Source organism: Paenibacillus sp. NPDC057934 (genome assembly GCF_042887565.1).
Classification (GTDB): domain Bacteria; phylum Bacillota; class Bacilli; order Paenibacillales; family Paenibacillaceae; genus Paenibacillus_AQ.
On sequence record NZ_JBHVPB010000006.1, the window covers coordinates 450,304 to 464,405 of the forward strand.

The following is a 14,102-nucleotide window of genomic DNA, read 5'->3' on the forward strand; positions in this document are numbered from 1 at the left end:
GAACTTACATTCGAACTTACATTCGAACTTGCATTCGAACTTGCATTCGAACCGAGCTTATTCCTGTACTTAGCAACCAATCAGGTTATATAAGCTACTATCATCATATGAAAAAAAGCAGCGATCACGCTATACGTGTATCGCTGCTTTGTACATTCATTTCTAACAGGCTTATACTTCGCCTGCTTTCACCTTGGCAGCAAAATGGCGCTGCACGATAACGAGTCTTGACATCAGCAGTATCGCTCCGATTGCCAAACCGGTGATCAGTCCGATCCAGTAGCCATAAGCACCTAAATCGGTATAAGTCGCCAGTACATAGCCTACGGGAAGGCCAATCACCCAGTAAGCGATAAAGCAAATGATAAAGGCAGGGTTCACGTCTTTATAGCCACGCAGCACACCTTGGGTTGGTGTGGCGATCGCATCCGAGATCTGGAAGAAGATCGCATAGATCAGGAAATGTTGGATCAACGAGATAACCGCTGGTTCATCAGAGTAGAGTCCAGCGACATGATTGCCTGCGAATAGTAGCACTAGTGCTGTTGCGAATGAAAGTACCGCCGCTGTGCCGATGCCGATAATCCCGTACTGACGAGCGTCCTTGAGCCGCCCGGAGCCGGTCTCGAAGCCAACAAGAATTGTAAGGCTCATACAGATGCTGAGCGGGATCATATACAGGGTCGAAGCGAAATTGATCGCTGCTTGATGGGCGGCGATGGTCATTGTATCGAATCGGCTCATCAGCAGGGTCACCGCTGAGAAGACCGCCGTCTCGAAGAAAATCGAGAAGCCAATAGGAACACCAATTTTGAGCAGTTCCTTGAAGGTAGATAGCGACATGAAATGGAACTTGCGGAACAATCTGAGGCCCACAAACGGCTCTGCCCGGTAGATAAAGACCAGTGCAACGAGGAATATCACCCAGTATGTGATCGCGGATGCAACACCGGCACCGACACCGCCCATTTGCGGAAAGCCAAATTTTCCGAAGATCAATAAATAGTTAAGCCCCACATTAACTGGCAGCGCAATCAGTGTGATGAACATGGAGACACGTGTCTGACCGAGCGCATCAATGCAGCTCCGTAGGACGGTGTAACCGAAGAGCGGGATTATGCCAAAAGAAATGGCAGTCAGAAAGCGGGCCGCGATGTCTCTAACGGCAGGCTCCAGATTCATGAAGTTCAGAATCGGAGACAGTGACAAGAAGCCGAGCAGTAGGACAAGTACAGAGACGATCAGGGATAGCCAAATTCCCTGGGTAACTTTATAAGCGACTTCGTTGTCTCTTTTGCTGCCGACAAGATGTGAGACGATAGGGGTAATCCCCATCAGAATACCGTTCAATCCGGTCTGGATCGGAATCCAGAGGCTTGTGCCGATAGCAACGCCTGCCAGGTCGGCTGTACCGAACTTACCGGACATGTTTGTGTCAAAAAAGGTAATCGCGGACAGTGCGATCTGGGTGACCAGAATCGGAAATAGAATGTGTAGAAATTGTCCCATTTTTTGTTTAATAGAATTGGTTTGAATCATTATATTTGCCTCGGGTTCTATAATTTTTTTCAGTTGCTTTTTGCCAAACTGCCCGGCAAAAGACCCGGCGGATGCCGGGTCCTTAATAAGGATATACTATCAGATTCCGTATAAAAAAATAATGGCCTTAAGCTTATTTTCCATAATTAACATCAGCAGTGTAGCGGTTATTGGCGTTCCAGAGAAGGAATTCTTCAACGTTCTGATCTTTTAAGGCACGTATCTGATCTTCCACTTGTTGCTTGCCGTACTTCACATAGTGGCCGCTTCCAAGCCAGCTGGCTGTGAAATCCTGAATCCACGGCCGGATCACAGGTTTATAGCTGCCGAGCGGATCAAGCTTCTTGTGTGTATCCACCATAGAGCCTTTGATGGTTGCATAAGGGTCTTTGTCAGGGTCCTTAACACTAAACCAGCCGGTTGTATAATGGCTTGGGTAGACCATCGGACTGATGACATCGACATTCTTGGAGATCTTCACAAAATCCTGTCCGATGCCTTCCGCAGCAGGGACGGAAGCAGCATAGCCGAAGATATCAACGGAGACGCGAACACCGAGCGGGTTAAGCTCTGACTTGGCATATTTTACGAAATCCGCAATGATATCAATGCGCGTCTTATCGCTCTTGGTGTATTTCAGCGTTTCCGCACGTTTCTCAAAGCCCTCAGGGAAACGGACATAATCGAACTGAATTTCCTTGAAGCCTAGCTTAACTGCTTCCTTCGCAATATCCACATTGTATTTCCACACGTTTTCATTGTAAGGGTTAACGAAGCTGTCGCCGCCCTTGTTCTTCCAAATGGTGCCGTCCGGATTCACAAAAGACAATTCGGGATGTTTCTTGGCGAGCACGGTATCCTTGAATACAACGATCCGTGCAATCGGATAGACCTGATGCTGTTTCAGCCGCTCCATGAGTTTGTTGATATCTCCGATGAATGGCTTGGGCTCGCCCATTTGCTGAAGCTCCGGGTTGTCTGTCTTGTAAGTGATATACCCGGCATCATCTTTGATATCAATAACCATGGAATTAAGCTCCGTGGAATCAGTCAGGTTAAGCAACTGCTCCATACGTGCACCGCCCGCACTGTAAGCAGTGACATATATACCTTTCACCTTAGGCGCATCCGGTTGAGGATCAGCAAGAGGTGCACTGCTCAGGCCACCGGTCTGTGGTACTGGTGTAGCCGACGGGGCAATGATTCCTCCGCCTGTGGTATTCTGGCTCGGATTGGTGCTGTTTTGTGCAATGATGGCAGGATTCTTAGCTGCGGCTTGCAAAGCGGCTGTAACATTGGCTGAATGCTGGTCCTGCTGAATGCCTACGCTTCCCAGTGTCATCATCAATAGAGCCCAGGTGATGTTCATTCTTCATTCTCTCCCTTTATGTACGTTCCTTAGAATTATACAGGAACAGCTGCTCCCAAAAAGAACAGACTTGTCATAAACTTGCTGACAATGTGTTCCTGTGCAGCGGCCCTTTTCAGTTTATAAACGGGATGCACTGATTTTAAACGGAGGATTAAAAAGTAAATGCCGCTCGGGTTCAGCACATGGCCAAACCCAGAGCGGCAACAATCAAGAAAATGTTCTTGCGGACTGCTTAGTGAAGATACGCAGAGTTCTGATGCTCACAGATGCTGTAATGGATGATGTCCATGGCATCTGCCGGTTCCAAAATACTTAGTCCGTCGCGCAGCACGATCACCGAATTCAGTTCGTCCTGCTTGAGAAACGGCATCATATCGGGATACCATCTCATGACGATTGCTGACAATTTTACCGTTTCCATTTCCACAACAATCACCCTTCCTTTTTCGAATGGTACTGAACTTGAATTCAGGGTTCACCCAGAAAAACGAGATGCTTGGAATAAGAAGGTAAAGCACAATCTTCATGAAATTATAAAGGGTCCTGCGTGACTATAATATACCACAGATTTAAAGCATGTGCATTGTTTCTCATTTACCTTTTGCGGAATGAACCCATGACGCCTACAGTCTCCACGATATTAACAAAAGCTTGCGGGTCCGTTGTTTTAATGATGCGTTTTAGCTCTGCAAGTTCATACCGTGTAGTTACTGTCATTAGCATGTCCTTTTCCACGTGAGAATAAGCACCTTCGGTTCTGATCTTTGTCACTCCGCGCTGCAGAACGAGCAACTGCTTAAGCAGCTCTTCCGTACGGTTAGTTACAATATATACAGTTACCTTGATATGGCTGATGTGAATCATGTCGACTACCTTGCCGGTAACGTAGATCGAAACCATGGATGCCAAAGCAAGGTTCCAATTGTTGTCAAAATAAGCTGCTGCCAGAATGACCAGACCATTCATTCCCGCAATTATAGTACCTACCGGAAAATCACGGTAGCGGGTAATGATGGAGCCAAGAATATCGAAACCCCCGGAAGATCCGCCAGCACGGAAGGAGATCCCGCTCCCGATGCCGACCATCACGCCGCCAAATACAGAGGCAAGCAGCATATCTGAGGGTACCACTCTTACTGGAATTAGCGTCATCATCCAAGTGGTGGAGGCGACGGAGAGAATACTGAGGACGATAAACCGTCGGCCGAGCTGGAACCAGCCTGCCACAAGCAGCGGAATGTTGAACAAAAGATACAGCAGACTGATATTTAATGGAGTAAAATACCCCACAAGCATCGACAGACCTGACACGCCGCCGCTTAGCAAACGGTGCGGAATCAAAAAAAGATTAAAGCCGCTGGCGATCAAAGCAGATCCAAATATGACTGTTACATAACTTCCAATACGTTTTAACAAGCAAATTCACCTCTGGTGTGTATTGTAAACCATGAAAGAAAGGAATACACTGGTATTCCCCTTTATGTTTGTGATATAATGTATAGGATATTCTTGAGTAGGACGTTACAATGGTACTTTTGCATTGCTTCGGATGTGAAGCTACAATTGCTCAGGCGATTTTGAAGCGCTTGATGATAGGACGGCTTTTCGTCCCAGGTACGCGTTAACCATGCAGAGATTCTGGCATGATTGGACAGCCTATAAATGTGTTTACCGCTACTTAAGAATACAGACAAGCATGTGGAATGTCCACTGTATAGAAGGAGCATGAATAATTTGAAAACATTCGCAGAATTCGGCCTGGAGCCAAAAGTTCTCCAGGCAATCACAGAGCTAGGATTTGAGGAAGCAACACCCATTCAAGCACAGTCGATTCCCCTGGCATTGACCGGATCGGACCTAATTGGTCAAGCACAAACAGGTACTGGTAAGACTGCTGCTTTTGGTATTCCCCTCATTTCCAAAATCAGCCGTGAAGATGAGAAGATTCTCGCACTCGTTATGACCCCAACACGGGAACTGGCTATCCAGGTTGCTGAGGAAATCGGAAAATTGACCCGCTTCAAAGGACTTCGTTCCCTGGCGATCTATGGCGGACAGGATATCGGCCGTCAAATCCGCGGACTGAAGAAGAAACCACAGATCATTATCGGTACCCCAGGACGTCTCCTGGATCACATTAACCGCAAAACCATCCGTCTGGACGATGTACAGACTGTTGTCCTTGACGAAGCAGATGAAATGCTGGACATGGGCTTCATGGAGGACATCCAGTCCATCCTCAAGCTTGTTCCGGAAGAACGTCAAACTATGCTGTTCTCTGCTACTATGCCCCCGAACATCCAACGTCTTGCTCAGCAATTCCTGAAGAATCCGCAGCACGTGTCGGTTATTCCTAAGCAAATCAGCGCACCGCTGATCGACCAGGCTTATATCGAAGTTCCTGAACGTCAAAAGTTCGAAGCGCTGAGCCGCTTGATCGACATGGAGTCTCCTGACCTTGCTATCGTATTCGGACGCACGAAGCGCCGGGTTGATGAATTGGCTGAAGCCCTCCAGAAGCGTGGATATTCCGCTGATGGACTTCACGGTGACCTTTCCCAGAATCAACGTGATGCCGTTATGCGTAAATTCCGTGACGGAAGCATTGATGTACTGGTAGCTACAGACGTAGCAGCGCGTGGTCTCGACGTATCCGGCGTAACCCATGTAATTAACTTTGACCTTCCACAAGATCCTGAGAGCTATGTACACCGTATCGGCCGTACTGGTCGCGCAGGTAAAGAAGGTACAGCATGGTCCTTTGTGACTCCACGCGAAATGGATCACTTGCACCTGATTGAACGTGTTACTCGTCATCGTATTACTCGTAAGCCGTTGCCAACTATGGCTGAGGCTATTGAAGGTAAACAACGCATCACTGCAGAGCGTCTACTTCACATGGTGGAGAATGGCGAACTGAATGAATATAAAGGCATTGCCATTCAATTGTTGGAACAATACGATTCCGTACAATTGCTGTCTGCAGCAATGAAGCTTTTGACCGGCGATAAGAAAGATTCCGAAATCGAATTGACTCCTGAAGATCCAATCCGCGTAAAACGTCGTGGTGGCAAGAACGACATTCGCAGCGGACGCAAACCTAACGGTGGCTACGGCAACCGTGGCGGCTACGGTGGTGGTTCCGGCGGCGGCGGTGGATACCGTGGAAACCGTGACAACAACAATAGCGGCGGAAGTAGCCGTGGCGGCTACAGCAGCAACTACGGTAGTGGCAGTGGTGGCTACGGCGGCGGCTATAAAGGCAACCGCGACAACGCAGCAGGTCGTGATTCCTCGGCATCCCGCAGCGGTGAGCGCAGACCTTCTACCCGCCCAAGCGGCAGCACTACCAGCACACGTCCAGCGGTAAAACGTGAGGATTCCTCCGACGTTTAAGCTGAACAGGTCAGCAACTGCTGATGACTGAACATATGAAGAAGACGGGACACCGCTACGCGGGTCCCGTCTTTTTTGGTATAAGTAAGAATTTTTTAGTAGTACATTGCTTATCGTTGTTAGGAGAACGGCTAATTGTCCGCTGGACGATATAGACGCTCCAAGGAATCAACTGGCACAGGTTAGATGAATGTGCGAGTGATGATAACGAGCAGGATGAACAGAACCAGAATCGTGCCGGTGGAAGTCCAGCCGCCGTAGCCAACAGGTGAGGACATAGGAATACCTCCTTTGAATAGTTGATTGAATTGGTTACGTTTCTAATATATGGACTTATTATATGGACGGTATAGACCATGACCCATGAATCAAAAACTTGGGCGCTGGAAAAGAACGGGGCAAATAGGGTATAGTTAAGATACGCAGTATGCGCGAGACAGACAGGAGGAAGGGAAATTGGAGTTTAAAGGAGCAATGGGTGGTTTATACCGCATCACAGAATGGATTTCACGGATTGCGTTCAGCAATATTTTATGGGCGCTCTGTTCGATTCCGTTTCTGTTTGCAGCTGTTCTGAAAATTATTATGTTGGGTACGGGCACAGGCGGTCCCAACGAACAGCTGACCTTGAATTGGGCAATGGGTATTTTAGCACCATTTACTGTGTTTCCGGCTACGGCCGCGTTATTCACGGTTGTGCGCAAATGGGTAATGGGAAATACGGATGTCAGTACCTTCCGTACGTTCTTCCAAGGTTATAAGGAGAATTATGTGAAAAGCATGCTCGGCGGCCTGATCTATACGCTGCTGATCGTCATTATGTACGTCGATGTGACCGTATACATGACGCAAATGGCCAACTTTAAAATTGTGGGCATTCTGATGCTGGTGCTGATGATTATTTTATTCGTGTCCATGTTTAATTTCTTCTCGATCGTGGTTCACTACCAAATGACCTTCAAACAGGTTGTCACCAACTCGTTCTTGCTGACCGTCGCTCGTCCGATTCGTGTATTCATGACTTTGATCGGAGCGGGGGTACTGGGTTATATAGGTCTGAAGTATCCTGCATTGTACTTTATTGCTATTCCTACGCTGATAGCCATGCTTGCTTTCTTTAACTTCTATGCAACCTACAACAAGCTGCAAATGCAAGTCGAGCAGAGTAAGTTGAAGGAAGAGGAAGAAGCACGGAAGCTTGAAGAAGAGGGCGAATCCGGGGAAGACAAGATTGAAGACGAAGACGATAGAGATACCAAACGAATTTAAGGCAATATCGCATAACGCTGCGGAAAACTGGCGAAATTTCTAATCCGTTATAATTTTAAAGCGCATACAGGTTTACATTTTCGTCAAAACGCAATATAATAGTTCTAAATCCTGCGATGTACGTTATGGCTGCTCGTTGTTTTGAACCAATGACAATGTCTCGGGAGATCAAAATTGAAACGTGGCTGAAAGGCCCCGCCTATATGGCCCGGGGAATTCAAAAGCGAGTTCTGCGATCACCCACCTGCTCTAGCAGGTTCAGAAGACACTGTGGCCGGACGGCATAGGCGGGTTTTCCAATGGTTATGACAGGCGCCCTATTTTCCGTATTTTGCGGATAGGGCGCCTTCTTGTCTTGTGCGAACATTCAGAAAGTGAGTATTGCTCTTTTGTTCCTGAGGCAAGAGTGTTACACTTATACTAATGAACATGGGACTTGAAGAGGGGGAAGTATTTTGTCGTTGAAAAGAACCTTGGTCGGCTTGTTCCGCAGCCATGATGGAACAAGCGACCGCGCAAAAGATCCGGCATTGAAGACGCGTTACTACAATTTGCAGAAGGACAAGGCTTGGGAAGAAGTATCTGCAACACTTAAAAAAATTCCGGGTTATAGAGTGCTGCATGAGGTGGAGTCCGTCGGAGAGATTATTTTGGAGAAAAAAACAGCCTTAGGCCGTACGCTTGATATCACCGTCTCGGTACTCAATACGACGCCGGTGCGCTGTGCAGTTGATATATATTCCGCTTCCAGGGGTTCCCTGGGTGACCTCGGCGGCAATTACCGCGTAATTCAGCGCCTCTATGGTTCGCTGGACAAGAAGCTTGGCAAATATAAAGTGGATTGAGAACAGCGGCATAGCCGAATAACAATTCCATTTGGGGATTGTATGCGTTTTCGAGAGATACTCGCATAAGAAAAGCGGAAGAAGGGAGGCCTTCTGCCGCTTTTTTCACAAATAATAAAGTGCATACGTGCGTTTGTCCTGCGCTAAGCTTACAGAAGCTCTTTAACAGCGGCGATAGCAGCTTCATAGTTTGGATGCTCGCCCATTTCGCTCAGGTATTCTACATAAGTTAATTTGTCATTCTTGTCGATCACGAAGATGGAACGCATGTCCAAACGGAGTTCCTTGATCAGAACGCCATAGGCTTCACCAAATGAAGCTGTCTTATGATCGGAAAGGGTGATTACACGGTCGATGCCTGCAGCGCCGCACCAGCGGGCTTGGGCAAATGGCAGGTCTACGCTGACAGTGAGAATGGCGACATCATCGCCAAGTTCAGCGGCTTCCGTATTGAACCGGCGAGTCTGTGCATCGCACACACCAGTGTCCAGAGAAGGGACAACGCTGATTAGCTTGATTTTGCCAGCGTAATCACTGAGGGATACCTCTTCTACAAGATTCTTGCTGAGTACGAAGTCCGGTGCTTGATCGCCGGCTTTCAGTGCGGGGCCAATGAGTGTGATGGGGCTGCCCTTTAAAGTGGCTACGCCTGTTCTTTCTTGCGTCATATCCTTGTTTCCTCCTCGAGTGGGCATATTGGAATGTTACTGCCACAATAAATTATAATCTTTTTAAAGGGAGAATGTCCAACAGGATAACTTGTATAAAAGGATGGATGTTTATGATATTCATACGATATGAGAATTGGCGAAGCTATATCCGGTATTATCCGGTGACTACGCTTCTGCTTCTGGCGAATGTGGTCATGTTCGTTATTTTAACAGCTAATGGGGGATCGACGAATCTGGATACCCTGGTGCATTATGGAGCCATCGTGGATAATGGACCCTTCAGGGCAGAGTGGTGGCGCTACGGAGCTGCGATTTTCCTTCACAACGGTTTTTCTCATTTATTTTTTAACAGTTTTGCATTATTGGTGTTTGCGCCTCCACTAGAGCGCTTGCTTGGCTGGTGGCGGTATGCGCTGCTTTATTTAGGCGGTGGTGTGTTGGCTAATGTAATGTCAATCGTGCTAAGCACTCCCGATGTCAACATGTGGCGGGTCTCGGTAGGGGCCTCAGGCGCAATCTACGCTGTATATGGGGCGTTTCTATACATTGCCCTTATGCAGAGAACAATGATGGATGAAGGATCGCGCAAGACCCTCTATGGGCTTCTGCTTACGGGTCTTATTATGACGTTTGCAGTTCCTAGAATAGACTGGGTAGCGCATATCGGCGGTTTGGTTGCCGGCTTTTTCCTCTATGGACTGATTATTCGCTTATTTAAAAGAAGCCGAAGACAGGAGAGATGACAAGCGTGGAGCTTAGACAGCTGCAATATTTTCTCAAGGTTGCTCAAAAGGAGCACGTCACCCGCGCGGCGGAAGAGCTACATGTGGCTCAATCTGCGGTCAGTCGCCAGATTCATCAGCTGGAGCAGGAACTCGGTGTGGACTTGTTCATGCAGAAAGGGCGCAACCTGCAGCTAACGCCGGTCGGCCAGTTATTCTGCAAGAGGGTAGAGGTCGTACTCAAGGAGCTGGAGCGTTCGGTGGCGGAAGTGCACGAGTTTCTGGATCCGGAGCGGGGTGAGATTCGTATAGGATTTCCACATAGCCTGGGTACGCATCTCATCCCGAGTATTGTAGCGGAGTTCCGCAAGCATTATCCCCATGTCAAATTCCGTTTTAAGCAGGGGACGTACCCGTCGCTAATCAAGGATGTACTGATGAATGAAGTGGATTTAGCTTTCATCTCGCCTTTTCCGGAGAGCAATGATCATCTGGCAGGAGATGTCGTGATGACGGAGGAGCTGTTCGCGATTCTTCCACAGAATCATCCACTCGCAGGAGAATCGGTCATTCGACTGAATCAACTGAAGGATGATAAGTTCGTTCTATTCAGTCAGGGATACTCTCTACGGCCTATTGTTTGGCAGGCTTGTCTTCAGGCAGGGTTCAAGCCGCAGATTGCCTTTGAGGGCGGAGAGACGGACACCATACGTGGTCTTGTGGCGGCTGGAATGGGGGTAAGCCTGCTGCCGGAGATGGCGCTCTTCCAGACGAACCCGCTTCAGCCAGCACAGGTGAAGGTGGTTGAACCCGTTGTGACTAGAACGGTCGGCCTGATTCACCGGACTGACGGCAAGCTACCGCTCGTGGCTCGTTCTTTCCGTACCTTCTTGCTATCCTATTTTAGGCTGAAGAACTCGAGTGCTCCGGTCGGCTAATTTTGCATTTTAAGTACTATAGAAGACTTAAAGAGACCTCTCTTTGGAAATGGTTGATGTGCCATTTTAACAAGAGAGGTTTTTTGCGTGTCAATTCACACGAATAAGGGGTGTCCCCTACCGCAGATACGGTGTTTGGGACACCCCTTAAAAGGATGGCAGATCAGATATTAGTCACGATTGCCGAGGTAGATAGTGATCAAGCGGAACAACTCAAGCAAGGATACCAGTGCTGCAGCCACGTAAGTCAAAGCTGCGGCGTTCAGAACCTTTGCAACACCGTGTTCCTCATCATTACGAATGTAGCCCTGCTCAACCATGACCTGACGGGCGCGGTTGCTGGCGTTGAACTCTACCGGCAAGGTGATCAACTGAAAAGCTACGGAAGCTGAGAAGAAAATGATGCCAAGTCCGATCAAATTGAAAGAGCTGAAGAGGATTCCGGCGATCAGCATGAAAGGGGCAATGCCGGAAGCGAAGTTAACTACCGGGAATATCCGGTGACGCAAGGCAAGCATCGGATAGTGCACTTTATGCTGGATCGCATGGCCTACCTCGTGGCAAGCCACGGATACGGCGGAAATAGAGCTTTCATAGTATACAGGCTCCGACAGACGTACAACACGGTTGATCGGATCATAATGGTCAGATAGAGCGCCGCGTACAGGCTCGATAGGAACATCGCTGAGACCATTGGCATCCAGCATGTGGCGTGCGGCATCGTATCCTGTCATTCCGTTGGCGGTAGCTACCTTCGACCATTTGTTGAAGGTACCTTTGACCCTAAATTGGGCCCATAACGAGAATAGAAACGCAACAATTACTAATAAGTACATCATCATATGTCATTCCTCCAGAGTGTTGTGTGAACAAGCTGCTTACATTGGCGGTCCGTGGGTCAGAAGGAGCCGTATGGCTTCAATACAGGCTACGCCTTGAGGGAGAAGTGCGGACAAAGCTCTGTTCGCCTGCCCGGGCTTCAGCCCACTAATCATTGGTTCAAGGGCTTTGACTTCGCGTTCTAGCTGTTGCATGTGAAGTTCTAGCTCTACAAGCTTATCGGATACATCCGCTTCAGGAGCGGCCGTTTTCCATTTGCTCATCATAATCTTGATTTCTTCCAATGTATACTTGTCATGCTTCAATTGATTAATACGTTCCAAAGCGGCCAAGGTTTCATGATTGTATAAACGATAATTCTTCATGCTCCGGGACTCCGGAGAAATAAGCCCTAACTTGGTGTAGTAATCAATCGTACGTTCACTGATGCCGGCAAATTTAGCCAACTCTCCAATTCGATACAGGGTCATATCCCCAATGTTAACTCACCTCGCTGCTGGGAATCAGACCACCGTGTTGTGGCAGTCATTCCTTATATTTGGCAATCTCAAACCTGTCTCTACAATGATAACAAACTGTAAACCGTACAGTCAAACGTGATACTTACCTAAAGTATATGCATGCTGTGAGACGAAAATACCTGACATGAACAAAGGAGTGATCCCTTCAATTCTTCTTATGTCAGCTTTGGAGGAAGAGGAGGTATATATCGCTCGATTCTATAAAAATGTATAGAAACAGCATGAATGTAACATATTATGTTAGGTGATAAGTGTCGTAAGTGTTGGTTAGAATAAACACGAACAATTCAGATGCATTAATTGTAATGTTCATTAAAAATCATTGAAATTTTGATTAGATGCAGTTATTTTCTGGATGCGGTTACATTAAAGACGAATGTATGTTTAGCGTTAATCTGATGTGTTATTGGTTGTCTGATCTCCATATCTTAAATTAGCGCGTTGAAAGCCGGTTATAAAATAAATAATGAAAAGTTTAAAAATACCCTTGTCAATTTACCTTACTCCTGATTATAATGACATTAAGAGTTTCACGAAGTGTTAGAAAATATAACATTAGGGGAGTGGGGAACAATGGAAAAGAAATGGTTGGTTTTGGTGTTAGCCATGATAACACTGATGATCTACCCGGTAAGCGCATTTGCAGCGGATGGTCCGACAAGTCCGGAACTGCAAATTGGGCTCGACACAGTATTTACCTTCCTGGCCTTTATTCTGGTATTCTTTATGCAAGCCGGTTTTGCACTGCTGGAGGCTGGTTCGGTAAGAATGAAGAACGCCGGTCACGTTGCTGGTAAAACAGTACTGACGCTGGCGATCGCGAGCCTTTGCTTCTGGGCTGTTGGCTTCGGACTCGGCTTCGGAAATGGCAACGGGTTCTTCGGTACAACGGGCTTCCTTTATGGAGGGGATAGCACTTCAGCTTCGTTTGAATCCCTGGCTGGCTCTGATGTAACTCTAAATATTAAATTCCTGTTCCAAATGGCCTTTGCGGCGGTGTCGCTGGCCATCGTATCCGGTGGTATGGCGGAACGTGCTAAACTTAGTGTATATATTATCTTCGGTATTATTTTCTCGATAGTTATTTATCCGGTAGTTGCCCACTGGGTATGGGGCGGTGGCTGGTTGTCCTCTCTGGGCATGCAAGATTATGCAGGTTCCACAGTAGTCCATCTGACGGGCGCAACTGCGGCATTAGTGGCTACAATATTGCTGAAGCCGAGACTTGGCAAGTTCAATAAAGAAGGCAAACCGGTTATCATCCCGGGTCATAACCAAGTCTTCACTGTCCTGGGTGTTATCATCCTCTGGTTCGGCTGGTTCGGCTTTAACCCCGGCAGTGCTCTGTCGCCAATGGGTGGTTTCTTCGGCCACGTAGCAGTGACTACAAATATTGCAGCCGCAGCAGGCGGATTGGCAGCACTGATCGCTTCCTGGCTGTATTTTGGTAAATCGGATATCCCAGCGATGCTGAACGGTGTACTGGCAGCCTTGGTAGCTATTACAGGAGCATGTGCCTTCGTTGAACCTTGGGCTGCAATCCTGATCGGTTTTGTAGCGGGAGCATTCACTTTCATGACAGCACAATGGCTAGAGCGTGCAGGTCTGGATGATCCAATCTATGCTTTCTCTGTTCACGGTCTCGCTGGGATGTGGGGTGCGGTATCCACTGGTTTGTTTGCAACACCTGAATTGGCTGAGACGACGGGTGTTGGTCAAGCGGGCTTGTTCTACGGCGGTGGCTTCCATCAGCTAGGTGTTCAAATCCTTGGCGTAGCTGGAACGTTCGTCTTCGTAGCTGTGCTGTCCTTCATCATCTTGTATGTTATGAAACTGGTGAATGGTATCCGCGTAACGGAAGAGGAAGAGTTGATGGGACTGGATATCAGTGAGCATGGTACCTATGGTTACCCTGAGCAAATGAAGTTGATTACGGATTCGGAATCCAAAACCTTCAAGTAATAATATAACTTCACTTATAAAGGAGGC

At 47.6% G+C, this 14,102-nt stretch carries 14 protein-coding genes and 1 other RNA gene; 7 read left to right on the plus strand and 8 right to left on the minus strand.

All coding sequences use genetic code 11. The features are described from left to right. Window positions 1–171 precede the first annotated feature (171 nt). The 4 genes from ACFVRY_RS16820 to ACFVRY_RS16835 all read right to left on the minus strand — a co-directional run bounded on the left by ACFVRY_RS16820 (window position 172) and on the right by ACFVRY_RS16835 (window position 4,327). Complete coding sequence (locus tag ACFVRY_RS16820) at window positions 172–1,539, minus strand: MATE family efflux transporter (protein ID WP_387501372.1); 1,368 nt, start codon at window positions 1,537–1,539, stop codon at window positions 172–174. 133 nt (window positions 1,540–1,672) lie between these two features. Beyond that, window positions 1,673–2,908: a putative glycoside hydrolase gene (locus tag ACFVRY_RS16825; RefSeq protein ID WP_387501373.1), complete on the minus strand. Its 1,236-nt coding sequence runs from the start codon at window positions 2,906–2,908 to the stop codon at window positions 1,673–1,675. Window positions 2,909–3,143: 235 nt separating this feature from the next. Next, window positions 3,144–3,332, minus strand: coding sequence for a hypothetical protein (locus tag ACFVRY_RS16830; protein ID WP_175374354.1), 189 nt, complete (start codon window positions 3,330–3,332; stop codon window positions 3,144–3,146). 173 nt (window positions 3,333–3,505) lie between these two features. Further along, window positions 3,506–4,327: a YitT family protein gene (locus ACFVRY_RS16835; RefSeq protein ID WP_387501374.1), complete on the minus strand. Its 822-nt coding sequence runs from the start codon at window positions 4,325–4,327 to the stop codon at window positions 3,506–3,508. Between the two features lie 318 nt (window positions 4,328–4,645). Here ACFVRY_RS16835 and cshA point away from each other — a divergent pair, with 318 nt between their 5' ends. Further along, a complete protein-coding gene (gene cshA, locus ACFVRY_RS16840) occupies window positions 4,646–6,307 on the plus strand; it encodes a degradosome RNA helicase CshA (RefSeq protein ID WP_387501417.1) in 1,662 nt (553 codons plus the stop codon). 182 nt (window positions 6,308–6,489) lie between these two features. Here cshA and ACFVRY_RS16845 read toward each other — a convergent pair whose 3' ends face one another. Next, window positions 6,490–6,585, minus strand: coding sequence for a hypothetical protein (locus ACFVRY_RS16845; protein ID WP_042186834.1), 96 nt, complete (start codon window positions 6,583–6,585; stop codon window positions 6,490–6,492). 178 nt (window positions 6,586–6,763) lie between these two features. On the opposite strand from ACFVRY_RS16845, the gene ACFVRY_RS16850 reads away from it, so the two are divergent. The 3 genes from ACFVRY_RS16850 to ACFVRY_RS16860 all read left to right on the plus strand — a co-directional run bounded on the left by ACFVRY_RS16850 (window position 6,764) and on the right by ACFVRY_RS16860 (window position 8,421). Beyond that, on the plus strand, window positions 6,764–7,576 hold the full coding sequence (locus tag ACFVRY_RS16850) for a YesL family protein (protein ID WP_387501376.1): 813 nt from the start codon (window positions 6,764–6,766) through the stop codon (window positions 7,574–7,576). Between the two features lie 105 nt (window positions 7,577–7,681). Next, a non-coding RNA gene (gene ssrS, locus ACFVRY_RS16855) (6S RNA) lies at window positions 7,682–7,874 on the plus strand. 157 nt (window positions 7,875–8,031) lie between these two features. Continuing rightward, complete coding sequence (locus ACFVRY_RS16860; protein ID WP_387501377.1) at window positions 8,032–8,421, plus strand: DUF1499 domain-containing protein; 390 nt, start codon at window positions 8,032–8,034, stop codon at window positions 8,419–8,421. Window positions 8,422–8,570: 149 nt separating this feature from the next. Here ACFVRY_RS16860 and tpx read toward each other — a convergent pair whose 3' ends face one another. Continuing rightward, window positions 8,571–9,089 (minus strand): thiol peroxidase, encoded by a 519-nt coding sequence (gene tpx / locus ACFVRY_RS16865; protein WP_387501378.1) that lies wholly within the window; start codon window positions 9,087–9,089, stop codon window positions 8,571–8,573. 113 nt (window positions 9,090–9,202) lie between these two features. On the opposite strand from tpx, the gene ACFVRY_RS16870 reads away from it, so the two are divergent. Continuing rightward, window positions 9,203–9,835, plus strand: a complete 633-nt coding sequence (locus ACFVRY_RS16870) for a rhomboid family intramembrane serine protease (protein ID WP_387501379.1) — start codon at window positions 9,203–9,205, stop codon at window positions 9,833–9,835. 5 nt (window positions 9,836–9,840) lie between these two features. Beyond that, complete coding sequence (gene gltC / locus ACFVRY_RS16875) at window positions 9,841–10,752, plus strand: glutamate biosynthesis transcriptional regulator GltC (protein WP_066372939.1); 912 nt, start codon at window positions 9,841–9,843, stop codon at window positions 10,750–10,752. A 170-nt stretch (window positions 10,753–10,922) separates the two neighbouring features. Here the strand turns inward: gltC and ACFVRY_RS16880 are convergent, their stop codons facing one another. Then, the gene (locus ACFVRY_RS16880) at window positions 10,923–11,594 is read right to left on the minus strand and encodes a zinc metallopeptidase (protein WP_387501380.1); all 672 of its coding nucleotides are present in this window, start codon (window positions 11,592–11,594) and stop codon (window positions 10,923–10,925) included. Window positions 11,595–11,630: 36 nt separating this feature from the next. Then, complete coding sequence (locus tag ACFVRY_RS16885; protein ID WP_066371807.1) at window positions 11,631–12,062, minus strand: MerR family transcriptional regulator; 432 nt, start codon at window positions 12,060–12,062, stop codon at window positions 11,631–11,633. 624 nt (window positions 12,063–12,686) lie between these two features. On the opposite strand from ACFVRY_RS16885, the gene ACFVRY_RS16890 reads away from it, so the two are divergent. Further along, window positions 12,687–14,075 carry an ammonium transporter gene (locus ACFVRY_RS16890; RefSeq protein WP_387501381.1) on the plus strand — a complete coding sequence of 463 codons (1,389 nt, stop codon included), beginning with the start codon at window positions 12,687–12,689 and terminating at the stop codon, window positions 14,073–14,075. Window positions 14,076–14,102: the final 27 nt, after the last annotated feature.